Annotated in this window: 23 protein-coding genes; 6 read left to right on the top strand and 17 right to left on the bottom strand. The window is 67.2% G+C overall.

Annotated features, from left to right (window positions below; all coding sequences use genetic code 11):
• Positions 1-53: 53 nt before the first annotated feature.
• From ACP15I_RS13675 to trpS, 7 genes are all read right to left on the bottom strand, one after another.
• Complete coding sequence (locus ACP15I_RS13675; protein WP_424975527.1) at positions 54-473, bottom strand: GNAT family N-acetyltransferase; 420 nt, start codon at positions 471-473, stop codon at positions 54-56.
• Positions 473-1,135, bottom strand: a complete 663-nt coding sequence (gene tsaB, locus ACP15I_RS13670) for a tRNA (adenosine(37)-N6)-threonylcarbamoyltransferase complex dimerization subunit type 1 TsaB (protein WP_424975755.1) — start codon at positions 1,133-1,135, stop codon at positions 473-475. Before tsaB ends, ACP15I_RS13675 begins: the two co-directional genes overlap by 1 nt.
• Positions 1,132-1,695 carry a NifU family protein gene (locus ACP15I_RS13665; protein ID WP_424965084.1) on the bottom strand — a complete coding sequence of 188 codons (564 nt, stop codon included), beginning with the start codon at positions 1,693-1,695 and terminating at the stop codon, positions 1,132-1,134. Before ACP15I_RS13665 ends, tsaB begins: the two co-directional genes overlap by 4 nt.
• Before the next feature lie 118 nt (positions 1,696-1,813).
• A complete protein-coding gene (locus ACP15I_RS13660; protein ID WP_424975526.1) occupies positions 1,814-2,269 on the bottom strand; it encodes a universal stress protein in 456 nt (151 codons plus the stop codon).
• 83 nt (positions 2,270-2,352) lie between these two features.
• Positions 2,353-3,213: a branched-chain amino acid aminotransferase gene (locus tag ACP15I_RS13655; RefSeq protein WP_424975525.1), complete on the bottom strand. Its 861-nt coding sequence runs from the start codon at positions 3,211-3,213 to the stop codon at positions 2,353-2,355.
• A 411-nt stretch (positions 3,214-3,624) separates the two neighbouring features.
• Positions 3,625-4,158 (bottom strand): VOC family protein, encoded by a 534-nt coding sequence (locus ACP15I_RS13650; protein ID WP_424975524.1) that lies wholly within the window; start codon positions 4,156-4,158, stop codon positions 3,625-3,627.
• A 90-nt stretch (positions 4,159-4,248) separates the two neighbouring features.
• Positions 4,249-5,274 carry a tryptophan--tRNA ligase gene (gene trpS, locus ACP15I_RS13645; RefSeq protein ID WP_424965080.1) on the bottom strand — a complete coding sequence of 342 codons (1,026 nt, stop codon included), beginning with the start codon at positions 5,272-5,274 and terminating at the stop codon, positions 4,249-4,251.
• Positions 5,275-5,434: 160 nt separating this feature from the next.
• Here trpS and ACP15I_RS13640 point away from each other — a divergent pair, with 160 nt between their 5' ends.
• Positions 5,435-6,118, top strand: coding sequence for a rhomboid family intramembrane serine protease (locus ACP15I_RS13640; protein WP_424965079.1), 684 nt, complete (start codon positions 5,435-5,437; stop codon positions 6,116-6,118).
• 10 nt (positions 6,119-6,128) lie between these two features.
• Here ACP15I_RS13640 and murJ read toward each other — a convergent pair whose 3' ends face one another.
• Genes murJ through ACP15I_RS13625 form a run of 3 tightly spaced genes read right to left on the bottom strand, consistent with a single transcriptional unit; the run spans position 6,129 to position 11,788 of the window.
• Positions 6,129-7,727: a murein biosynthesis integral membrane protein MurJ gene (gene murJ, locus ACP15I_RS13635; RefSeq protein ID WP_424975523.1), complete on the bottom strand. Its 1,599-nt coding sequence runs from the start codon at positions 7,725-7,727 to the stop codon at positions 6,129-6,131.
• A 37-nt stretch (positions 7,728-7,764) separates the two neighbouring features.
• Complete coding sequence (locus tag ACP15I_RS13630) at positions 7,765-10,602, bottom strand: [protein-PII] uridylyltransferase (protein ID WP_424975522.1); 2,838 nt, start codon at positions 10,600-10,602, stop codon at positions 7,765-7,767.
• Between the two features lie 4 nt (positions 10,603-10,606).
• Positions 10,607-11,788 carry a penicillin-binding protein activator gene (locus tag ACP15I_RS13625; RefSeq protein ID WP_424975521.1) on the bottom strand — a complete coding sequence of 394 codons (1,182 nt, stop codon included), beginning with the start codon at positions 11,786-11,788 and terminating at the stop codon, positions 10,607-10,609.
• Positions 11,789-11,905: 117 nt separating this feature from the next.
• On the opposite strand from ACP15I_RS13625, the gene rsmI reads away from it, so the two are divergent.
• The 3 genes from rsmI (at position 11,906) to gshB (ending at position 14,201) form a co-directional block, all read left to right on the top strand.
• Positions 11,906-12,757, top strand: a complete 852-nt coding sequence (gene rsmI, locus ACP15I_RS13620; protein ID WP_424975520.1) for a 16S rRNA (cytidine(1402)-2'-O)-methyltransferase — start codon at positions 11,906-11,908, stop codon at positions 12,755-12,757.
• A 28-nt stretch (positions 12,758-12,785) separates the two neighbouring features.
• Positions 12,786-13,184, top strand: coding sequence for a YraN family protein (locus tag ACP15I_RS13615; RefSeq protein WP_424975519.1), 399 nt, complete (start codon positions 12,786-12,788; stop codon positions 13,182-13,184).
• A gap of 81 nt (positions 13,185-13,265) precedes the next feature.
• Positions 13,266-14,201: a glutathione synthase gene (gene gshB / locus ACP15I_RS13610; RefSeq protein WP_424975518.1), complete on the top strand. Its 936-nt coding sequence runs from the start codon at positions 13,266-13,268 to the stop codon at positions 14,199-14,201.
• Positions 14,202-14,204: 3 nt separating this feature from the next.
• On the opposite strand, the gene ACP15I_RS13605 is transcribed toward gshB, so the two are convergent.
• From ACP15I_RS13605 to ACP15I_RS13585, 5 genes are all read right to left on the bottom strand, one after another.
• The gene (locus ACP15I_RS13605) at positions 14,205-15,722 is read right to left on the bottom strand and encodes a YifB family Mg chelatase-like AAA ATPase (RefSeq protein WP_424975517.1); all 1,518 of its coding nucleotides are present in this window, start codon (positions 15,720-15,722) and stop codon (positions 14,205-14,207) included.
• Between the two features lie 96 nt (positions 15,723-15,818).
• Positions 15,819-16,382, bottom strand: coding sequence for a YceI family protein (locus ACP15I_RS13600; protein ID WP_424975516.1), 564 nt, complete (start codon positions 16,380-16,382; stop codon positions 15,819-15,821).
• 77 nt (positions 16,383-16,459) lie between these two features.
• A complete protein-coding gene (locus ACP15I_RS13595) occupies positions 16,460-17,098 on the bottom strand; it encodes an ImuA family protein (RefSeq protein WP_424975515.1) in 639 nt (212 codons plus the stop codon).
• A gap of 58 nt (positions 17,099-17,156) precedes the next feature.
• The gene (locus tag ACP15I_RS13590) at positions 17,157-18,542 is read right to left on the bottom strand and encodes a thioesterase family protein (protein ID WP_424975514.1); all 1,386 of its coding nucleotides are present in this window, start codon (positions 18,540-18,542) and stop codon (positions 17,157-17,159) included.
• A 60-nt stretch (positions 18,543-18,602) separates the two neighbouring features.
• Positions 18,603-19,502: a DMT family transporter gene (locus ACP15I_RS13585; protein ID WP_424975513.1), complete on the bottom strand. Its 900-nt coding sequence runs from the start codon at positions 19,500-19,502 to the stop codon at positions 18,603-18,605.
• A 115-nt stretch (positions 19,503-19,617) separates the two neighbouring features.
• Here ACP15I_RS13585 and ACP15I_RS13580 point away from each other — a divergent pair, with 115 nt between their 5' ends.
• Entirely contained in the window at positions 19,618-20,664 is a 1,047-nt protein-coding gene (locus ACP15I_RS13580) for an aldo/keto reductase (protein WP_424975512.1), read from the top strand.
• A gap of 182 nt (positions 20,665-20,846) precedes the next feature.
• Here the strand turns inward: ACP15I_RS13580 and ACP15I_RS13575 are convergent, their stop codons facing one another.
• Positions 20,847-21,530: an NUDIX hydrolase gene (locus tag ACP15I_RS13575; protein WP_424975511.1), complete on the bottom strand. Its 684-nt coding sequence runs from the start codon at positions 21,528-21,530 to the stop codon at positions 20,847-20,849.
• Positions 21,531-21,560: 30 nt separating this feature from the next.
• Positions 21,561-21,959 (bottom strand): DUF983 domain-containing protein, encoded by a 399-nt coding sequence (locus tag ACP15I_RS13570; RefSeq protein WP_424965065.1) that lies wholly within the window; start codon positions 21,957-21,959, stop codon positions 21,561-21,563.
• Positions 21,960-22,168: 209 nt separating this feature from the next.
• Between ACP15I_RS13570 and ACP15I_RS13565 the strand changes: the two genes are divergently transcribed.
• Positions 22,169-22,645 (top strand): EF-hand domain-containing protein, encoded by a 477-nt coding sequence (locus tag ACP15I_RS13565; RefSeq protein WP_424975510.1) that lies wholly within the window; start codon positions 22,169-22,171, stop codon positions 22,643-22,645.
• The last annotated feature ends 9 nt before the right edge of the window (positions 22,646-22,654 follow it).

The raw sequence follows: 22,654 nt of genomic DNA, 5'->3' as shown, positions 1-22,654 counted from the left end.
CCGGGCGCGCGATTTGCGGGCGAATGCCCGAGGCTTGGGCGGGTGACATTGCGTCAGTCCCGCGCAAGGCTCCGTCGCAGGATCAGCGCGTCGCTGCGGGTGCCGTTCGGGTGCCGGTAATAGCGCCGTCGCCGTCCCGCCTGCGTGTAGCCGCAGGCCGCGTAAAGCGCGCGGGCCGGGGCGTTTTCGGCAGCCACCTCGAGAAAGGCATCCTCAGAGCCGTGGGTCCGGGCCGCCTCGTGGAAGGCCCCCATCAGGGCCCGGGCGAGGCCCCGGCGGCGCTGGGCCGGGTCCACGGCGAGCGTGAGCAGTTCGACCTCGGGGCCGAGGGACTGGCCGATGGCAAAGCCCGCCGGGACCGCCACCTGAAAACTGTCGGGACGGGCCAGAAGATCGGCGAATTCCAGCGCCGACCAGGGCCGCGGGGTGGTGAAGGAGGCCGCGTGGATCGCGGCCATGACCACCGGCTCCATCACGGGGTGAGCAGGGCCGGGGCGGGTTTGGCCGGGGCCGCATCCGCGGGCCGCAGGTAGAGCGGCGCGGGTGGCGGCAGGTCCGGGCGCGCGCGCCGGGCGGCGATGCGGGCGATGGCCTCGGGCAGGGGGTGGCGGGGCGGGACAACCGTCCCGCCGCTGCGGGTGGCGAGCTCCGGCGCCAGATCACCGAGGCAGAGCGGAGCAGGGCCGGTCCCCGGCAGGGCGGCTGTCTCGACGGGGGCCATGACCGGCGGGGCGAGCGCCGTACCATCCGCGCCAAAGCCTTGCAGATAAGCATTGCCGCGCCGGGCGTCGAGGCTGACCAGCGCGGGGCCCTCGGCCCCGAGCGCCAGCGCCTCCAGCGTCGATACGCCGACTACCGGCACCGCGAGACCCAGCCCGAGCCCGCGCGCCGCCGCCACGGAGATCCGGATGCCGGTGAAGTTGCCCGGTCCGATCCCGACGCCGAGCGCGGTCAGATCGGCCCAGCCGATCCCGGTCTCGGCCAGCACCTCTTCGAGGAGTGGCATCAGCCGTTCGGCCTGCCCTCTGGCCATGGGCTCGATCCGCGAGACGCGGATCTCGGTGTCCCAAAGCAAAGCAGCCGCGCAATGCGCGGCCGCGGTATCGAAGGCAAGAACCGGTCCCAAAGGGGTCAGGCCGCGACGGGGCGGACTTCCAGAACCTCGGGAATGTAGTGGCGCAGCAGGTTCTCGATCCCCATTTTCAGCGTCAGGGTCGAAGAGGGGCAGCCCGCGCAGGCCCCCTGCATATGCAGGTAGACGATGCCGCGATCAAACCCGTGGAAGGTGATGTCACCACCATCCTGCGCCACGGCGGGGCGGACGCGGGTGTCGAGCAGTTCCTTGATCTGCCCCACGATCGCGGAGTCGGGCCCATCATGGCTGGCGTGACCGGCCGGCGCGCTGGCCTCTCCGGTCATGACCGCGTCGCCGGATTGGTAGTGTTCCATCACGGCGCCGAGGACGGCTGGCTTGATATGGTCCCACTCGACCGCATCGGCCTTGGTGACAGTGACGAAGTCGGTTCCGAAGAACACGGCGGTCACTCCGTCCACTGCGAAGATGCGGCCTGCGAGGGGCGATGCGCTTGCGGCGTCCACCGACGGGAAGTCGGCAGTGCCGGTTTCCAGAACGGTCTGGCCGGGCAGGAATTTCAGGGTCGCCGGGTTCGGCGTGGATTCGGTCTGAATAAACATGGACGGCCTCCGTTCGGGTTGACCCTTATATGCGCTGCCCGGCGCGCGGGGTCAAGAAGTTGGAACGATTCTAAATCACCCAAAGCGCGAAAAAGGGGCGAAGCCTGCGGGACAGGGCCTAGCAGACCGCCTCAAGCTGGTCCTTGCTGAGCTCGCCCGGCACGATGGTGAGCGGCACGGGCAGGGTGCCCGAGGATTTCACCAGCGCCGAGACCAGTGGCCCGGGGCCCTTGCGGCCCGTGCCCGCGCCCAGCACCAGCACGCCGATCTCGCGGTCGGAGGTGATCTGGCCGAGGATCTCGTCCACAGGCTCGCCCTCGCGGATCACAAGCTCGGGGTCGATGGATTGCTTGTCGCGCATCCACTTCGCGAACACCTCGAAATGGGCGACGATGCGCTCGCGGCTCTCTTCGCGCATTACCTCGCTCACGCCGATCCAGTGGTTGAACTCGTCGGGGGGAATCACTGACAGGATCTGCACACCGCCACCGGTGCTTGCGGCACGCATTGCGGCAAAGCGCATGGCATTCAAACATTCACGGCTGTCATCGAGAACGACGAGAAACTTGCGCATTGGGGGCCTCCAGTCCGAAGCTCATCATGGCGAATGCCGGGGGGGATGGCAACGGATATGCCACGGGACCTCGCGCGTTGAGGTCAGGCCGAATGCGCCCAGTCCCAATAGAGTTCGCGCGCCCGGCGTGTGATTGGCCCCACCTGGTACTGCCGCGCGTCAAAGGCGGTGACCGGGGTGATCTTCATCATGTTGCCGGTCAGAAAGACCTCATCCGCGGCGGTCACATCCTCGAAGCTCAGCACGGTCTCGACCACCTCGACCCCGTCGGCCCGCAGGTTCGCCATATGCCGGGCCCGGGTGATCCCGGCCAGAAACGTGCCGTTCGGGATCGGGGTCAGGACCGTTCCGTCGCGCACGATGAACACGTTCGACGTGGCGCTCTCGGCGACATTGCCCATGGCGTCGGCCACCAGCGCATTGCCGAACCCCTTGCGGCTCGCCTCCATCAGCATCCGCGCGTTGTTGGGATAGAGGCAGCCCGCCTTGGCATTGGTCAGGTTGTCCTCCAGCACCGGGCGGCGGAACTGCGTCCGGGTCAGGGTGGTGGCGGCCTCGGGCGGGGCCATGGGGATCTCTTCGAGGCAGATCGCAAAGCCCGTGGCGCCCTCTTTCGGCGCGACCGCCAGCGGTCCGCCATCGAGCGCCCAGTACATCGGGCGGATATAGACGGCGGCGTCCTTGGGATAGAGCGCCAGCCCCTCATGGGTCAGCGCGACCATCTCGGCGGTGGTGACCGTGGGCGTGATCATCAGCGCCTCGGCAGAGGCATTGACCCGGGCGCAGTGGGCTTCCAGATCCGGGACCAGCCCGTTCACATAGCGTGCGCCGTCGAACACCGTGCTGCCGAGCCAAGATCCGTGATCCGCCGCGCGCATGATCGGGACATCGCCTTTGTGCCAGCGGCCTTCGAAATAGGTGTGGATATTGGTGCCCGTCGCCATGTCGCGTCCTCCTGGGCCGCACGCTAGGGGCGTCGGGGGGCGAGGTCCATCGATTTTCGGGAGGGGGCCGGGAAGCGCGTCGAAGCGGTCTTCAGGGGCAGGGGTCGTATGGGGCGAGGCGGTCCGGGCCGCCTCGCCAAAACTCATAGGCGGGTCTCAGCCTGCGGCGAAACCCAGCTGGTAATTCATGGTACCCGGGCCAGCCGGGGTTTTGACGACCTCGTCCGGGGATACGGACTTTTCACTCGGGGTCGTCGGTACAGACCGCACGGATTGCGGTTTTGCGTTCAGATACGCCATGGTTGCCTCCACGATTTTTGTCGGAGCGTGTTAGTTAGAGGATGCGCGCGCGTTTGCCAACCCCTATGCGCATATCCGATATGCGCAAATCGCAACAGTTTTGTGTAGGCGCTAGGATTGTTCCCTGCGCGCCTCTGCCAAAAGCGCCGCGATATCAAGACGCTGGTTCGATAGTTTGATCGATCCATCCGGTTTGCGCGGCCAGGCGCTCCGGGGGCGGTCGCGATAGAGCTCGACGCCGTTTTCGTCGGGATCGCGCAGGTAGACGGCCTCGCTTACCCCGTGATCCGCCGCCCCATCGAGTCGGTAGCCCGCATCGAGGACCCGTTGAACCACCGCGCCCAGATCTGCCCGGTCCTTGTAGAGAAACGCCGTATGATAGAGCCCGGTATGGCCCGCGGGCGGGGGGCTGGCATCCCGGGTCTCCCAGGTGTTGAGGGCGAGATGGTGGTGGTAGCCATCCGAGGCGAGGAAGGCCGCGTCCTCGCCCATCCGCTCCATCAACTCAAAGCCGAGCAGGTCGCGGTAAAAACCCAGAGCCCGGTCCAGATTGGCCACCTTGAGGTGGACATGACCCAGCGTGGGCACCGGCGCCCCATGGGCGGGCGTCCGGCTGGGGGCAGTGTCGAGATCGGTCGCAGACATGGCAGGTCTCCTTTCAGCAAGGAACCTAAAGCTCTGCGCCTGGTCACAAAAGGCGCAGCACAGCACGCCCTTTGTGCGAATTTGTGTGTCTCAGCTCCGAACCATGCCGACGATGTCATAGGTCTTGTCGAGGATCGGCGTCGCGATCTCGCGGGCCTGCGCAGCCCCCTGACCCAGCAGGCGGTCGATCTCGGCGGGGTCATTCATCAGCCGCGCCATTTCGGTCGAGATCGGGGCGAGCCTGTCCACGGCCAGATCCACCAGCGCCGGCTTGAAGGCGCCGAATTGCGCGCCTGCATGCTCGGCGATCACCGCATCCACGCTCTGATCCGACAGGGCGGCGTAGATATTCACGAGGTTGCGCGCTTCGGGACGTTCCTTGAGGCCTTCGGCGGTCTCGGGCAGGGGCTCGGGATCGGTCTTGGCCTTGCGGATCTTCTTGGCGATCGTGTCCGCGTCATCGGTCATGTTGATCCGGCTCATATCCGAAGGGTCGGATTTCGACATCTTCTTGGACCCGTCGCGCAGGGACATCACCCGTGTGGCCGCGCCTTCGATCACCGGCTCGGTCAGCGGAAAGAAATCGACGCCGAAATCGTGGTTGAACTTCGCGGCAATGTCCCGGGTCAGCTCGATATGCTGCTTCTGGTCCTCGCCCACGGGCACATGGGTCGCGTGATAGATCAGGATGTCCGCGGCCATCAGCGCCGGATAGCCAAACAGGCCCAGCGAGGCGTTCTCGGCATTCTTGCCCGCCTTGTCCTTGAACTGGGTCATCCGCTTCATCCAGCCCATCCGCGCCACGCAGTTGAAGATCCAGCCGAGCTGGGCGTGCTCGGGCACCTGGCTTTGGTTGAAGAGCATGGACTTGCTCGGATCAATCCCGGCGGCGAGATAGCCCGCGGCCAGCTCACGCGTGTTGCGCGTCAGGTCCGCGGGGTCCTGCCAGACGGTGATCGCGTGCAGGTCGACCATGCAATATAGGGTCTGGATGCCGCTTTCCTGCATGTCCACGAAGCGTTTGATCGCGCCCAGGTAGTTGCCCAGGGTCAGACCACCCGAGGGCTGGATGCCGGAGAAGACCCGCGGGGTGAAGCTGGTTTCGGTCTCGGTCATGGCGGGCCTTTCGATCTGGCGGCGGGGCACGGTGCGTGCGCGGTGGGTCCTGTGGTCGGTCTTCCGGGGCTGGGCGGGCTGGACGCGCCCCGTTGCGTCGCTTACCCATGGCCCCAGCACTCGTCAACCAGCCGCCGTGACGCAAAGGCCCGCAAGCAAGATGACACCCACCCCGGAATCGCCCTTCAATCCGCTGCCGCCGCTGGTGGTGGCCCTTGCCGTTGTGGTGATCGGGATCGAGGCGCTGTTCAGCCTCGGCGCACGGGGGATCCTCGGGGGACCCGAGGCTGTGGGCTGGCGCCTTGCGGCGATCCGGGATTTCGGCTTCGTGGATCAGGTCTTTGACTGGATGCTGGCCAATGGCCGCTTCCCGCCCGAGCAGATGGCGCGCTTTCTGACCTATCCGCTGATCCATGCGAGCCTGACCCATGCGGTCTTTGTCGCGATCTTCGTGCTGGCCATGGGCAAGATGGTGTCCGAGGTGTTCGGCGGGCTCGCCTTCCTGACGATCTTCTGGGCCTCGGCCATTGCCGGGGCGCTGGTCTACGGGCTGCTGCTGGATGCAGAACTGCCGCTGATCGGGGGGTATCCCGGGGTGTACGGGTTGATCGGGGCCTATACGTTCCTGCTCTGGGTGTCGCTGATCGCCACCGGGGGGCAGCAATACCGGGCCTTCTCGCTGATCGGGATGTTGCTGGGAATCCAGCTGATCTTTGCGATCTTCTTCGAGGTGGGCATGGATTGGGTCGCGGATCTGAGCGGGTTCGTCGCCGGGTTCGGGCTTAGCTTCGTGCTGGTGCCGGGCGGCTGGAACCGCGTGCTGGCCAAACTGCGCAAGCGCTAGGGGCGACGCCTCAGGCGCGCTTGCGGCGCAGGGCGCCCTTGATCTCGGAGATCCGGAAGGCCCCGATCAGGTGGCCGATCACGCCGTAGCTCACAATCCCGAATCCCACCAGCAGGGCCAGCGCCCCGTAGCGCAGGGTCGGCGTGCGCAGCGCCTCGGCCAGCAGCATCTCCGCCCCCCAGAGCAGCGCGCCCATGGCCAGCGAGGCCAGCACGATCCGCCAGATCCGCTGGGCAAAGCGCGCGTCGATGGCCGCAGCCTCGCCAAGGCTGCGGGTGCCGCGCCAGAGGAGCCAGACCATGGCCCAGCCCGCCAGCGTCGCCCCGAGCGCGGCGGCGATATAGCCGATGACCGGCGCAAGGCAGACCGCCACGACCGCGTTCACCACCATGGCCCAGAGCGCGAAGCGCAGGGGGGTGCGCGTATCCTCGCGCGCGAAATAGAGCGGTTGGAACACCTTTTGCAGCACAAAGGCCGGCAGGCCGATGCCATAGACCGCAACGGCGAGCGCGGTGGCGGCGGTGTCCTCGGCGGTGAAGCGCCCGCGCTCGAACAGGACCGAGATCAGCGCCTCGGGGATCGCGACCAGCGCCACGGCAGCGGGCACCGTGAGCGTCAGGCAGATCTCGCCCGCCCGGTTGAACGCATCGCGCCCCCCGGCAGTATCGCCCGCCTGCAAGCGGCGCGACAGATCTGGCAACAGCACCACGCCGATGGCGATACCCACCACCCCGAGGGGTAGTTGATAAAGCCGGTCCGCATAGGTCAGCCAGGCAATCGCCCCGTCGAAGAAGCTCGCCACCTGCCGCCCGACCAGCAGATTGACCTGCACCACGCCCCCGGCAAGGGCCGCGGGGGCGGCGATGATGGCCAGACGCCTGAGCTCGGGCGTCATCCGCGGGCGGCGCGGGCGCAGGTCAAACCCGGCCTGTGCCGCGGACCGCCAGAGCAGCCAGAGCTGTGCGATCCCCGCGATCACCACGCCGATGGCCAGCATGGTCCCGTGATGCAGCCCGGCGATCTCGGCCCCACCGGGGGCGGGCAGGGTCAGCGTCTCGGCCAGCACACCGGTCTGGGCGATCAGCAGCACGGTGATCAGCACCACATTCAGCAGGATCGGCGCCGCCGCCGCCGCCGCGAAACGCCCCGTCGCGTTGAGCACCCCGGATAGGAGCGCGGCCAGCGAGATGAACAGGATATAGACGAAGACGATCCGCCCGAACCCGACCGCGAGGTCCAGCCGCGCATCCCCCGCAAAGCCCGAGGCCATAGCCAACACCAGCCAGGGCATGGCCGCCAATGCCACCAGCGTGAAGGCGATCAGGATCAGCGCCAGCCCGGACAGCGCGTCGCGGGCAAAGCCGTCCGCATCCTCCCCGGCTTCGAGCTTCTTCGAAAACATCGGCACGAAGGCCATGTTGAACGCGCCCTCGGCAAAGAACCGGCGGAACATGTTGGGCAGCGAGAAGGCGACGAAGAACGCATCCGCGACCGGCCCCGCCCCGAGCAGGCTCGCCAGCAGGATGTCGCGGACAAAGCCCAGCACCCGGCTCGCCATGGTCCAGAGCCCCACGGTCATGAACCCCGCCATCAGGCGGATCGGTTTCATCGCCGCGCCCTCGGGCGGCGCGAGGCAGGCTCACGGGTCATGACTGTGCGCGCTCGGCCCCGTTCTCGATCGCGGCGCGCAGGCGCTTCTCGATCGTGGCGAGTTTCGAGGCGCCATGCAGCTTCAGCCCGAACATGTCCTTGACGTAGAAGGTGTCCACCACCTGCGCGCCATAGGTCGCGATCTGGGCCGAGGCGACATAGATATTCGCCTCCGCCAGGGTGCGGGCCAGATCAAAGAGCAGGCCGGGACGGTCGCGGGTATCCACCTCGATGAGGGTGTAGATTTCCGAGCCCTCATTGTCGAAGCTGATCGAGGTCGGGAAGCGGAACTGGCTCTCGCGTTTCTTGACCTTGTCCCGGCTGACCAGGGCCTCGCGGGTGACGACCTCGCCGCTGAGCGTCTTGTCGATCATCTTGCGCAGGCGGGGCAGGCGGGATTCCTCGTAAGGTTTCTCCTCGGCATCCTGCACCCAGAAGCAGGCGGTCACATAGCCGTCCTTGGTGGTATAGGTCCGGGCATCGACCACATTCGCGCCGACCAGGGCCAGTGCCCCCGCGAGCCGGGCGAAGATGCCCGGATGGTCGGACATGGCAAAGGCGATCCGCGTGACGTCGCGATCCACGTCGAGGGTCAGGTCGAGCCGCACCTCGTCATCCTCGATCCCGCGCAGCAGGTTGGCCACGGCCACATGGGCATCGGCGGGCAGCCCCTGCCAATAGGGGCCGTAATGGCGCGCGGTCTCGGCCCGCAGGTCCTTGCGGGGCCAATCGCTGAGCGCGGCGCGCAGGGCCCGCTTGGCCTCGGCTTCCAGCGTCTCGCGGTTCAGATCCTCGAGCCCGTTTTCCAGCGCCTCCGCCGTTTGGCGATAGAGGGCGCGGATCAGCTGGGCCTTCCAGTTGTTCCAGGTCTCCGGTCCGACCCCGCGGATGTCACAGACCGTCAGGACCGTCAGCAGGTCGAGCCGCTCGCGGCTGCGCACGGCCTTGGCGAAATCGCGGATGGTGCGCGGGTCCGAGATGTCGCGCTTCTGCGCCATGTCCGACATCAACAGGTGATAGCGCACCAGCCATTCGACCGTCTCGCAATCCTTCGCGTTGAACCCCATATGCGGCGCGACCTTGCGGGCGATCTGCGCGCCCACGACCGAGTGATCCTCGGGCCGGCCCTTGCCGATATCGTGCAGAAGCATCGCGGTATAGAGCACCTTGCGGTCCACGCCGCCCTTCAGGATCCGGCTCGCCACGGGCAGACTCTCGACCAGCTCGCCACGCTCGATCTGGGCGAGGTTCGAGATGCATTGGATGATATGCTCGTCCACCGTGTACTGGTGATAGACGTTGAACTGCATCATCGCGACGATCTTCTGGAACTCGGGGATAAGCGTGCCCAGCACACCGAGCTCGTTCATCCGGCGCAGGGCGCGCTCCGGATTGCCGTGCTTGAGCAGCGTGTCAAAGAAGATCCGGTTGGCTTCCTTGTTCGACCGCACGGTCTTGTCCAAGAGGGACAGGTTGGCCTTGATAAGCCGCATCGCGTCCGGGTGCAGCAGGTAGCCCGTGCGCAGGGCTTCCTCGAAGATGCGCAGGATGTTCACCGGGTCGGCGAAGAAGCTGTCTGGGTCGGCGATGGCGATCCGGTTCTGCCGGATCTCGTAGCTGTCTTTCACCTTCTTCTTACGCGACCGTTTCAAGAGGCCGATCAGGCGCGGCTCGCGCTTGGCATGGCTGGCCTCCAGCGCGGTCAGGAAGATCCGTGTCAGGTCGCCGACACTGGTGGCGTGACGGAAATAGAGCTGCATGAAATGCTCGACCCCGCGCCGTCCGTCCCGGTCCTTGAAGCCCATGCGGTCCGAAACCTCGACCTGCAAATCAAAGGTCAGCTGGTCCGTGGCCCGGCCGGACACAATATGCAGATGGCAGCGCACCGCCCAGAGAAAGGTCTCGGCCGTGTCGAAGAGGATATGCTCGTCATGGGCAAAGACGCCCAGTTCCTCGAGCGCGTCCACGGTCTCGACCCCGTGGACATATTTCGCGATCCAGTAGAGCGATTGCAGGTCGCGGAGCCCGCCCTTGCCCTCTTTGACATTGGGTTCCAGCATGAACCTCTGACCACCCTGGCGGATATGGCGCTGTTCCCGCTCCTCGAGCTTGGCCTCGATGTAATCCTGCGAGGTGCCCTGGAAGAGCTCGGACTTCAGCCGTGTGCGCAGCTCGTCGGCCAAGGCCGCGTCGCCGGTGAGGAACCGGTTTTCCAGCAGGGCAGTGCGGATCGTGTAATCCTCGCGCCCCAGTCGCAGGCAATCCTTGATCGTGCGCGAGGCATGGCCGACCTTCAGCTTGAGATCCCACAGGATGTAGAGCGTCGTCTCGATCACGCTCTCGGCCCAGGGGGTGATCTTGTAGGGCGTCAGAAACAGCAGATCCACGTCGGAATGCAGGGCCATTTCCCCGCGCCCGTAGCCGCCCACCGCAATCACCGAGAGCCGCTCGCCCCCGGTCGGGGTGTGCAGCGGATGGAGGTGCTGGCGGGCGACGTAGATCGCCGAGGTGACCAGCCCGTCGGTCAGGTAGGCATAGGCGCGTACGGTTTCGCGCGCCGCGAAGGGGGCCGCGTCGAAGCCTTCGCGGATGGCGCGCAGCCCGTCGGCCCGGGCCTCCTTGAGCAGGCGCACGACCGCGGCCCGCGTGGCGCTGGCATCCGAGGCTGTCTCGGCGCAGGCCGCGTCAAGCTTGGCCTGCATGCCGGCCATGTCAAAGATCGAGGCGGGCGGCGCCACGAGCGGCAGCTCGGCAAGCGCGGATCCCAGGCTCTGGGCGGGCGGGGGCGTGGTCGGCGCGGTGCGCGCGCCCACATCCGGGGTTTCGGTGCGCACCGGCCTAGGAGCCTCCGACCCCGAAGCTGCGCTGGGCGGGTGAGACGATGGTCACCGCCTGGTTGGTGATCCGCGCCACGGCGAGGGCGCGTTCATTCGTGCCATCCGCGCGCAGGCGGAAGGCCCCGGTCACGCCTGCAAACCCCGACCCCTGGGTCAGGGCCGCACCGGTCAGGGCTCGGCTTTGTTGCGTGCTCACCAGCGCGCCGATGGCCGCGATCCCGTCATAGGCCAGCCCGGCAATCGGGTGGGGCGGGGCGCCATAGGTCGTTTGGTAGCGGTCCGCGAATTGCGCGCTGAGCGCCGGGTCGGGCAGGGCAAAGATCCCGCCCTGAAGGCCGGGCAGTGCGAGGCTCGAGGCCGGGATATCCCAGCGGGTCAGGCCGACAAACTGGGTGCTGGCAGGGTCGATGCCGTTTTCGGGCAGAAGCTGCGACAGGAGCGGGATGCTGCCCGAGGTGTCATCGGCCATCACCAGCGCGGTCGCCCCGCTGGAGCGCAGGGCGCTGGCAATCTGCGGCACCGCGTTCACCACGCCGGTTTGCGAGGCTTCATAGCCGATGCTGCCCGCCGCCGTGGCGCCGGTCTCGGCCACGGCCTGCAGGATCGCATCGCGCCCGACCGTCCCGACGGAGGTTTGCGGATAGGCGACAAAGACATTCCCGGATCCCTGCTGCGCCGCATAGGAGACGACCCGCCGGGCCGTGTTCTCGAACGTGTTGCCGAGCACGAAGACATTGCCCCCTGCGATATCCGTGTTGTTCGAGAAGCTCAGCACATTGATATTGGCGCGCGCCGCGGCCACCCCGGCCGCATTGGCCGCGGCGGAAAAGACCGGCCCGAGGATGATCTTGGCGCCGTCGCCCACGGCCTCCTGTGCGACCACGGCGGCCTGTTCGGCATTGCCCGCGGTGGCATAGACCTTGAGGTCGATCGTCACCCCGTTCAGATCGGCGATCGCAAGGCGCGCGGCATTCTCGAGCGAGCGGGCGAGGCCGGTCTGGTTCGCAATTTCGGTGCCATAGGGCAACAGCAGTGCCACGGGCACCGGTCTGGAGGCGTTTATCGAAGGGCCACCGCCGGCAATATCGGAGGGCACCGTGCAGGCCGCCAGCGCGACCGAGCACGTCAGCGTCAGGGCGGCGGCGCGCAGAGCCTTGCGCGTTTTGAGGAAAACAGGGAACATGCGGGTCTCCGCGCATCGGGGTCAGGAACAGGGGTGGTCGTCACTGGCCGAACCTAAAGGGCGCATAGCGCTATGTAAACGGGCGTTGCCCGGCTTGCCTAAAAGAGGATTGCAACGATGTCAGACCCGCGCGCGGGCCACCTTGTTCTGGTTACAACGCCGATCGGCAATGCTCGTGACATCACCCTGCGCGCGCTTGATCTATTGCGCGAGGCGACGGTGCTGGTGGCCGAGGACACGCGCAGCCTGCGGCGACTGATGGACATTCACGGGGTGGCCGTGGGCGGGCGTCCGCTTCTGGCCTATCACGACCATTCGGGCCCAAGGATGCGGGACAAGGTGCTGGATCATCTCGGGGCCGGGGCGCTGGTGGTCTATGCCTCCGAGGCGGGGACGCCGCTGATCGCGGATCCGGGTTACGATCTGGTGCAGGTGGCGCGGGCAGCAGGTTACGGGGTCACGGCGGCGCCGGGCCCTTCGGCGGCGGTGACGGCTCTGTCCCTCGCGGGACTGCCCACGGATCGATTTTTTTTCGAAGGGTTTCTGCCCTCGGCCAAGGGCGGGCGGCGCAAGGTTCTGCAATCGCTGACGGCGGTGCCCGGGACGCTGATCTTCTACGAGAGCCCGAAACGGTTGGAGAAAAGCCTCTCCGACATGGCCGAGATCCTAGGGCCCGCGCGCGCGGGCGTCATCGCCCGCGAGTTGACCAAACGCTTCGAAGAGATCCGCAGCGCGCCCCTCGGCGACTTGGTTCAGCTTGTGGCCGAGTCCCCGCCAAAGGGCGAGATCGTGGTGCTGGTGGGGCCCGCCGCGGCGGCAGAGATCTCACCCGAGGACATAACGGAGATGCTCACCGAAGCGCTCGCAAGCCAGAGCGCAAAGGACGCCGTGGCCCAGGTGAGCGCCGCCACCGGTGCGCCGCGCCGACAGGTCTACAAGGAAGCCCTGGCGATCTTAGGCAAGTCTTAAACCCGTTGTGGAAGGCTGGGGTATGGATATGGCATTGCCCCAAGTGACCCCGCGCCCGGCACAGGCCGCATTGCGCGACCGTGGACAGCGTGCCCATCTTTCGGGCCTCTCCGCCGAGGCGCGGATTGAACGGGCATATCTCGACCGGGGCTGTGTTCTGCTGGCCCGGCGATGGCGTGGGGGCGGTGGCGAGATCGATCTGGTCTTTCGTCGCGAAGATTTGCTCGTCTTTGTCGAAGTGAAATCGAGCAGTAGCTTCGAAAGAGCCATCGAAAGCCTCCATTGGACACAGGTTGTGCGCATTCAGACCGCTGCCGAGGCCTTTGTCGGGGCGCATCCGGACCTGGCCTTGATGGATATGCGGGTGGATCTCGCGGCCCTTGACGGGATGGGCCGGTTCCGTGTGATTCCGAACATCACCATGTGAATTCCGGCAGGCTGCCAGCCATTGCGCTGGCCTGCCTGCTGCGGCAAGACAGGCGCATGCTGCCAGAAGGAGCCCCGCGCCATGAAGATTGCCTTTCAGATGGACCCGATCACAGAGGTCGATATCGATGCCGACAGCTCCTTTCGGCTGGCCGAAGAGGCGCAGGCGCGCGGGCACCGGATTTTCGTCTATGGTCCGGCGGATCTGACATTTGACCGCGGCAGGCTGCGCGCCACGGGCCACTGGGCCGAGATCCAGCGTGTCGTTGGGGATCCCGCAGTGCTTGGCCCGCGCGAGACGGTTGATCTGTCCGATATGGATGTGGTCTGGCTGCGGCAGGATCCGCCCTTTGACATGGGGTATATCACCACAACCCACCTGCTCGACATGGCCGGTGAGGACACGCTGGTGGTGAATGACCCCTTCTGGGTGCGCAACGCCCCCGAGAAGCTGCTGGTCCTGCAATTTCCCGATCTGACGCCGCCCACCATGATCGCGCGCAATCTCGACGATCTGAAAGCCTTCAAGGCGGAGTTTGGCGATGTCATTCTCAAGCCGCTCTATGGCAATGGCGGGGCGGGGGTGTTCCGTCTGACCGCCGAGGATCGCAACCTGAACTCTCTTCATGAGCTCTTTGCCGGGATCAACCGCGAGCCGCTGATCATGCAGCAGTTCCTGCCGGATGTGGCCCAGGGCGACAAGCGCATCATTCTCGTGGACGGCGCGCCGATCGGCGCGATCAACCGCGTGCCTGCCGCGGGCGAAACCCGGTCGAACATGCATGTCGGCGGGCGGCCCGAGCCGGTGGGCCTGTCTGAGCGGGATCGCGAGATCTGTGCCGCCATCGGACCCTTCCTGCGTGAGAAGGGCCAGATTTTTGTCGGTATCGACGTGATCGGTCCCTATCTTACCGAGATCAACGTCACCTCGCCCACGGGCCTTCAGGAGCTGGAGCGTTTCGACGGGACCAATGGCGCGGCGCTGATCTGGGACGCGATCGAGGCGCGCAAGGCCTGAGGGTCAGGCGACCGTCTCGCGGATCACCACCCGGTAGCTGAGCGCTTCGGCCAGATGCGGTCGGGCGATCTGATCCGCGCCATCGAGATCGGCAATGGTGCGCGCGACCTTGAGCACCCGGTGATAGCCCCGCGCGGTCAACCCGAAGCGTTCGGCCGCGTCCCTCAACAGGGCGCGCCCTGCTGCATCGGGCGTCGCGATCTCCTCCAGAAGGGCGCCCTCCGCATCGGCGTTCACGCGCACCCCGTCGAGCCCCGCGAACCGATCGGTCTGCCGTGCGCGCGCCGCGGCCACGCGGGCCGCCACCGTCTCGGAGCGCTCGCTCTGGGACGGAGTATCGAGATCCGAGAAGCTGACCGGAGGCACATCGAGACGGATATCGAACCGGTCCAGAAGCGGCCCGGAGAGCCGTCCCATATAGTCATCCCCGCAGAGCGGCGCGCGCCCGCATGCCTGGGCCGGGTCGAACATATGCCCGCATTTGCAGGGGTTGGCAGCCGCCACCAGCAGGAACCGGCAGGGATAGCGCAGATGGGCGTTTGCCCGGGCCACCACGACCGAGCCGGTCTCGATGGGCTGGCGCAGGCTCTCCAGCACATCTCGGGCGTATTCGGGCAACTCATCGAGAAAAAGCACCCCGTTATGGGCGAGCGACATCTCTCCGGGCTGGGCCCAGCGCCCGCCGCCCACCATCGCGGCCCTCGAGGCCGTGTGATGCGGATCGCGAAAGGGACGCAAGCGCGAGATCCCGCCCGCATCCAGCAGACCGGCGAGGGAGTGGACCATCGAGGTTTCGAGCGCTTCGGCGGCGTCGAGTGGCGGCAGGATCCCGGGCAGGCGTTTGGCCAGCATGGATTTTCCCGAACCGGGCGAGCCCACCAACAGCAGGTGATGCCGTCCCGCGGCAGCCACCTCGAGGGCGCGTTTCGCGCGTTCCTGCCCTTTCACATCGGACAGGTCCGGCACATTGGGAGTCTCGACGACCTCGCCGGGCTGGGCCGGGCTCAGCCGCGCCGCGCCGGTAAAGTGGCGCATCACGCCCAGAAGCGATCCGGCCGCGAGCACCGATGTGCCGCCCACCCAGGCGGCTTCGGCGCCACAGGCTTCGGGGCACAGGAGCGTCCGACCGCTCTCGGCTGCGGCCAGAGCTGCGGGCAACGCCCCGAGGACAGGGACCAGCGTGCCGTCCAGCGACAGCTCTCCGAGGGCGAGCGTGTTCTCCGCTGCTTCGGGCGGGATGATCGAGAGCGCAGCCATGAGAGCCAGCGCAATCGGCAGATCGAAATGGGAGCCCTCCTTGGGCAGATCCGCCGGCGACAGGTTGATCGTGATTCGCTTGGAGGGCAGCGCGAGGCCCAGGGCGGACATCGCCGCGCGCACCCGCTCGCGGGCCTCCGAAACGGCCTTGTCCGGCAGGCCCACGATGGAAAACCCCGGCAAACCGGGGCTCAGGGCGCATTGCACCTCAACAGGACGGGGGTCGATGCCTTGGAAGGCGACGGTATGGGCGCGGGTGGTCATGGCGGCTCCGGTCAGCGGGGCTGCATTAACCTTTGCGACCAAAACCTTACCGATCTGTTAACCAGGATGGGCTTTGACGGGCGCAGATGCCGCAGCTCAGCCAGCCCGGTTGATGGTCGCGAGGCAGCGCAGCTCGATCCGGTCCGCGACGAGATCGGAAAAGCCCGTCGCACCAAAGGCCGAGCGGTCGAGCGCCCCGCGCAGCTCGATCACAAGCTGGCTGAGATCCCCGGGGTCGCGGTCGGGCTGGCGAAAGAAGCGCGCGCTCAGGGTCACGGGCTGGCGCTGGTCGCGCAGCTCAAGCTCCCCCGACACGCGAGCCCCGCCCTCCTCGGCGCGCACGGCAGAGCTGGTATAGCGGATCCGCGGATAGCGTTTGGTGTCGAGGATGCTCGGCCCTTTCAGCGCCCCATTGGCCAGCGGCAGGTTCGTGCGCGCCCCGGCCGCGTCGAGCGTGACATCCACGCGCGAGGCCGAGACCCGGCGGAAATCGAGCTGCAGATCCGCGTCGAGAATGGGCATCCGGCCCCGGCTCGGCGCGCCTGCGAGAAAGAAGGTGAATTCCACCTCGCTTTGTGGGGCGAGCTGATAGGGGGTGGGCGCGGCCCGGGCCGCCAGTGGCCATGCAAGGGCCGTACACAAGAACAATCGTCTTTCCATGGCCCGATGATAGCCGCGTTCTGCGCGGCGCATAGTCTGCATTGCCATGGATGCCGGGCTTATGATCGCCCGTGTGCTCAGGCGCTGGCCGAGGCCCGGCTGGTGCGCCAGACCCCTTCGGGGGTTGGCGGCGCGGTCAGTCGCCAGCTCCCCGGCGGGGCGTTGCGGGCGCGCAGGCGGGTCAGGGTCCAGGCACTGTGGCGGCTGGCATGGGCAGGCATCAGCGACCAGCGGCTCTCGATCCCGGCGGCGCCGCCCTGATCCGGGGTCAGCAGCACGCCGAGCGGCGCGATCTCTTGCCGTGTGCCGCCCTGCTCGGCTGCCAGATGCAGCCGCCGCACCGGCGTCAGGCCCGGCGGTCCGGGCAGGTCGGCCACCACCAGCGGGGCCGCCCCGCTGCGCAGGGCCTCCTCCATGCACCAGAGCAGGTCTTCCTTCCGCTCGATCGTCACCGTGAGGATCCGCCGCGGGTCGCAGATCGGCGCGAGCCCCTGGGGGTTGAGCTGATCCGCGTGCCAGCTTGGCGTGATCCAGATCACCGGCCCCGTGCGCGCCCGGGCCACCAGAGCGGCCAGACACCAGCGGGCCGGGCCGGTCAACTCATGCACCCGGTTCAGGGCAAGGGTCATCTCGGGCAGGACCTCGACCCCCGGGCGGGGGGGCTGATGCAGACTGCCCGCCTGCAGCCCGGCTTTTGTCAAACTGCGAGTCGCCATGGGATGAGGATAATTTGTTCCTTATTTGTTCTCAAGCGGCTTTTACCGGTATCCGCACCTAGCGCGGATCGCCGATGGCCCGGCCCACCCCGGGACCGGTGGCCAGCCGGGCATGGGCACGGGCAATCCGCGCCAAGGCTTCGGACACAGGCGGGGCGGGGGGCGCGGGGCGCCGTGTCTCGAGGCTCACATGGATCAGCATATGCTCGCCCGTGGCCACCAGAACCCCGTCGCATCGCATCTCGTGCCACAGATGCATGCGCTTGCCCGCCCCGTCGAGGCAGGTCGTTCGGATCTCGAACGCCGCCCCGATCCGCAGCTCGGCAAGGTGGCGAATATGGGTCTCTGCGGTGAAGAAACTCCCGCCTGACGCCAGATAGGCGGCATCGACGCCGAGGATCTCCATGAAGCGATCCGTGGCATTGCCGAAGGCGTGCAGATAGCGGGCCTCGGTCATATGCCCGTTATAGTCGGCCCAATCCCGGGGCACGGTGCGCGCTGCGGTCAGCAGGGGGGCTGTATCCGCGCCCTGCGCCGGAACCCGCGCCCGGTCCGTTGCGGCCAGCCCGGCTCCGGCCCCGACCGCCTCGGCCTTGAGCGCACGCAGAACGCCCACAAGCGCCGCGTCCCGCGCTGTCAGCGCGCTCGCCCCCGAGGGCGTATCGTTGGGCGCGCGGGTCAGGGCAGGGATGTCGGCCGGGCTTGGGCTGTCCGTCCAGGGCGGGGACGCGGGGTCGGGCCCGACGGCAAACCGGGCAGGGCCCGCGCCCATTCCGGCGGTGGCAAAGGGCCCGCTCTGAGACCAGAGGGGGGCAAGGCCCAGCCGCAAAGCCTCATCGATCTGATCCGGCGTGGCCGTGCCCGCATGCACCAGGTCCAGCGCGCGGCGCAGCAGGGCCGCCTGCAGCTCCTGCGCTATCGATCCGCCCAGCGGGGACATGCCCAGCCCGGTCAGTACCGCATGGGCCCGGGCTTCCATCGCGGGATCGGGACAGGTCAGCTCGGCCAGCGGCAGCAGGTAGACCGGATCGCAGGGGCGGATGCTGCAGATCTGGGCGGGCCGGGTTGCACACCCGTGCAACGCGTCGAGCGTGAGGCCCGCGCTGGACGAGGCAAGGATCGCCTCCGGTGGGCAGGCCGCCTGGATCGTCTGGAAGACCTTGCGTTTCAGATCCAGCCTCTCGGGCAGGCTCTCCTGGATCCAGTCAGCCCCGGCGACGGTCTCGGCGATCGTGTCATGCAGGCTCAGCCGTCCGGGCGGCGGCAAAGGCGTATCATAGAGCCCGGGCAGGCTGATCCGGGCGCGGGCAATGGTGTCCGACAGGCGCGCTTCGGTCCCGGGATCCGGATCGAAGACCCGCACATGCCACCCGCCCAGCAGGAAGCGCGCGGCCCATCCGCTGCCGACCACACCACTGCCGATGATCGCTGCCGTGCCCGTCATATGCGCCCCGATCCTGCCCCGTTTTGCGCAGGGTGGCGGCGCATGCGGGAGGCTGCAACGCTAAAGTGTCAGCACCAGCAGCAGAACGCTCGCCACGATGGAACAGACCCCGAGGATTTCGCGCGGGGTGGTGGTCTCGCGGAAGACGAAGGTGCTGGCGAGGAAGGAAAAGACCAGCTCGATCTGTCCCAGCGCTTTGACATAGGCCGCGTTCTGCAGGGTGAAGGCGGTGAACCAGGCCAGCGAGCCCGCCAGCGAGGTGAGCCCGACCAGAGACGAGACGCGCCATGAGGCGGCCACGCGGGTGATCTCGCCCCGTTCGCGCCAGCCGAGATAGGCGGCCATGAGCGCGGTTTGAAAGGCGGTGACGCACATCAGGGTGACCGAGGCGCGCTGGAAGACATCCGTGCTGTCGATCGCGAGGGAGGCCGCGCGATAGCCGATTGCCGAGAACCCGAAGAGCAGCCCCGAGGCCAGCCCCAGCGCCACACCCTTGTTCAACAGGCGCCGCCAGTCGCCGCTGGCATCGGGCGGGTCCGACAGGATCACCACCCCGACAAAGCCCACGGCGATGGCCGCCGCCCCGCCCCAGGTCACGGCCTCGCCCAGGACGACAAAGCCCACCAGCGCGGTCAGCATCACCTCGGTCTTCTTGAAGGTGATGCCCACGCCGAAGCTGCGATGGGCAAAGAGTGCTACGACGCACATGGTGGCGAGGATCTGCGAGGAGCCGCCGAGGGTCGCGGCGATCCAGAAGCGGGCGGACAGCTCCGGGAAGGGCAGGTCGCGCAAGGTCGCGTAGCTCATGGCGATCAGCGCGACGAGCGGTGCCGAGTAAAAGAACCGGGCAAAGGTCGCGCCGGCCGTGGACAGGCCCGTGACCTTGAGGTGACGCTGCAGCATGAAGCGCAGGTTCTGGGCGAAGGCCGCAAAGAGCGTGACGGGGATCCAAAGGGGCATGGCCCAGCTGTCGCAGGCCGCGCCCCCGCGCGCAACGCGACCGATGCGCCGGGCCAGCGCGCGCTTGCGCGTCGCGCCCGGGGCGCTAGGCTGACGCTCCGACAAGGAGACGGCAATGAAAACACATGCACTTGGACGCGGCGCCCCGCAGGTCACGGAGTTCTGTCTCGGGACGATGACCTTCGGCACCCAGACCGATACCGCGGATGCGCACCGCCAGATCTCGATGGCGCTGGAGGCCGGGATCAACTTCATCGACACGGCTGAGGCCTATCCGGTGAACCCGATCAGCGCCGAGACCGCGGGCGATACCGAGGCGATCATCGGGGAGTGGAACGCCGCAAATCCCGGGCGGCGGGGCGAGTATGTGCTGGCCACCAAGGTTGCGGGCGAGGGGCTCGGGGCGATCCGGGATGGCGCGCCGATCTCGCGCGCGACGATCCTCGAGGCGGTTGAGGCCTCCCTGCGGCGGTTGCAGACCGATCATATCGACCTCTACCAGCTACACTGGCCCAATCGCGGCTCCTACCATTTCCGCCAGAACTGGAGCTTTGACCCCAGTGGCCAGTCCCGTGCCGACACCATGGCGCATATGGAAGAGGTGCTGGTGACCATCGATGAGCTCGTGACGGCAGGCAAGATCGGCCATTTCGGGCTCAGCAATGAAAGCGCCTGGGGCACGGCCCAATGGCTGCGCATGGCCGAGGACAAGGGGTTACCGCGTGTGGTGTCAATCCAGAACGAATACTCGCTGCTGGCGCGGCTTTTTGATACGGATCTGGCCGAGCTATGCGTGAACGAAGAGGTGGGGTTGATGGCCTTCTCGCCTCTCGCCGCAGGGCTTTTGACCGGCAAGTATCAGGGCGGCGCGGTGCCGGATGGTTCGCGTATGGCGATCAATGGCAATCTGGGCGGGCGGGTCTCGCCCCGGGTCTGGGACGCCGTGGACGCCTATGCGGGGATCGCGCAGGCCCATGGGTTGGATCTGACCCAGATGTCCCTGGCCTGGTGCAAGACGCGGCCCTTCATGGGCTCGATCCTCTTCGGGGCCAGCTCGGTGACCCAGCTTGAGCATATCCTCAACGGGCTCGATCTGACCCTGTCCGATGAGGTCGTGGCCGAGATCGATGCGGCCCACAAGGCGCATCCCATGCCCTATTAAAGGCGGATCAGGCTGCGCCTTTGGGCGCGGCTCCCGGGCGTGCCGTTCACCGGCGCGTAACCCGACCGCATCTCAAACCCGCATCCCTTGAAAGCGGCGCGCGACCGCCGCGTCTGGCACGCCAGACGCGGCCCCCGGATCCCTTGCGACCGGGGACGCGTCCGCTCCGACCCTATCAATGCCTAAAGCCGTTCGAAGCGCGACAGGCTGTCGTCATGGTGAAAGAACGGCACCGTTTCCGGCGCTTCAAGCGCGGGCAGGGCCCCGGTCACCTCGCCCAGAACCACCTCGGTGATGAAGGGCAGATCGAGGGCGCGCGCCTCGGCCAGCGGCACCCAGTGCAGATGGCTCAACTCATCGGAGGCCTTGGAAAAATCATCCGGGTCATCCATCAGGGCCGAGACCGGGGCGAGAAGGAACCGCGCATCGAAGCGACGGGGCCGTCCCGGCGGCGTGATCGCGCGAAAGATGAACCGCAGCGCGCGCGCATCCGGCTCCGCGCCGCTCTGCAGAAAGGCCTGCCAGCTGTCGCCAAGCTCTGCATCCAGCTCTGCCGGTGCAGCCAGCTGACGCCCCAGGCGCAGCCCGGTCTCTTCCCACAGCTCGCGGATGGCGGCGGCAAAGATCGCGCCGGGCGAGCAGCCGCGGGCGTCCTTGGCCAGCTTGCCCTGACAGGCCGGGTTGGTTTGGGCGAGGGTCGTGCCGAACCGATCCTCCGGATCCACCGCGCCCCCCGGAAAGACGTATTTCGACGGCATGAAGGCGGCCTTGGCACCCCGTTGCCCCATGAGCACGCTGGGACGGGCCGTCCCCGCATCCCGGATCAGGATCACCGTGGCCGCATGCCGGATCGCGCTTTTGTCCATTCTTCCTCCGCCGCTGGCCGGGGCGGAAGGTCAGGAGACCGGTGTTTCCGATCCCGAGAAACCATACATCCGCTTGGCCCACTGATACCCGACCATGGCCCCTTTGAGCCGCGGCAACAAGTAGAGCGAGAGCGCCACGCAGCCCACTGAGAAGACGGCGATGATGTTGAGAGGGTCGGGTCGCAACGTAACGAAGTACCAATGCAGCAGCGGCGCCATCAAATGGCCCACCACGAGAATGGTCAGATAGGCGGGGCCGTCATCGGCTCGGTGTCCCGACAGCTGCTGCCCGCAGACCGCACAGCTCTCGCGGACCTGCAGATAGCTGCGCATCATCGGCCCGGACCCGCATTTGGGACAGCGACGACGCCAGCCACGTATGAGGGACGGCCGAAGCAAACGCTCCGTCGTCGGTGTTTCGAATGTCATAGCGGAGCTCCCAACCCCTGTTCGCGGACCTCAGCTTACCAAGCTGGTCGCCCAAACACCCTTTGACAGATTGCCTTGCGTCGGGATGTCGCGAAAAAAGGCCTGTTCCATTTTTTGCGAATACCCGCGACGGAACTTCGCCCGGGGCGCGTTTTACATACAGACGTCCCGGAGATGCCGGGGCCGAGCAGACAAAGAAGGAGACCCAAATGAAAACCTTGATCCCCGCAAAAGTCCCCACCACCGCCCTGTTGCTCGTGGCGCTGACCGCTGGCTCCATCGCCATGGCCGCGCCGCGCGGTGAAGGTGCAGGCCATCGCGGCGCTCCGGATTTCTCGGAGCTTGATACCAACGGAGACGGCCAGATCACCCAATCCGACCTGCAGGCGGCCACTGCCGAGCGCTTTGCCGCACTGGATGCCGACGGCAATGGTCAGGTGAGCCGCGAAGAAATGGCCGCCGCCGCCGAGACGCGCAAGGCCGAGCGGGCCGAACGTCGGCTCGACGCGATGCTGGAGCGGGTCGATGCGAATGGCGACGGGCAGGTCAGCCTCGAGGAATTCGGCACGCCCGAGCGCGGCAGCCGCATGTTCACCGGGCTGGATACCGATGGGGACGGCGCCATCAGCGAAGAGGAATTCGCAGCGCGCAAGCGCGGCCCGGGCCGTGGTCACATGGACCGCTGAGCCGGATCT

This window comes from Dinoroseobacter sp. S124A (assembly GCF_049801015.1).
Lineage (GTDB): Bacteria > Pseudomonadota > Alphaproteobacteria > Rhodobacterales > Rhodobacteraceae > Dinoroseobacter.
This window is presented reverse-complemented; position numbering and strand designations above follow the sequence as displayed.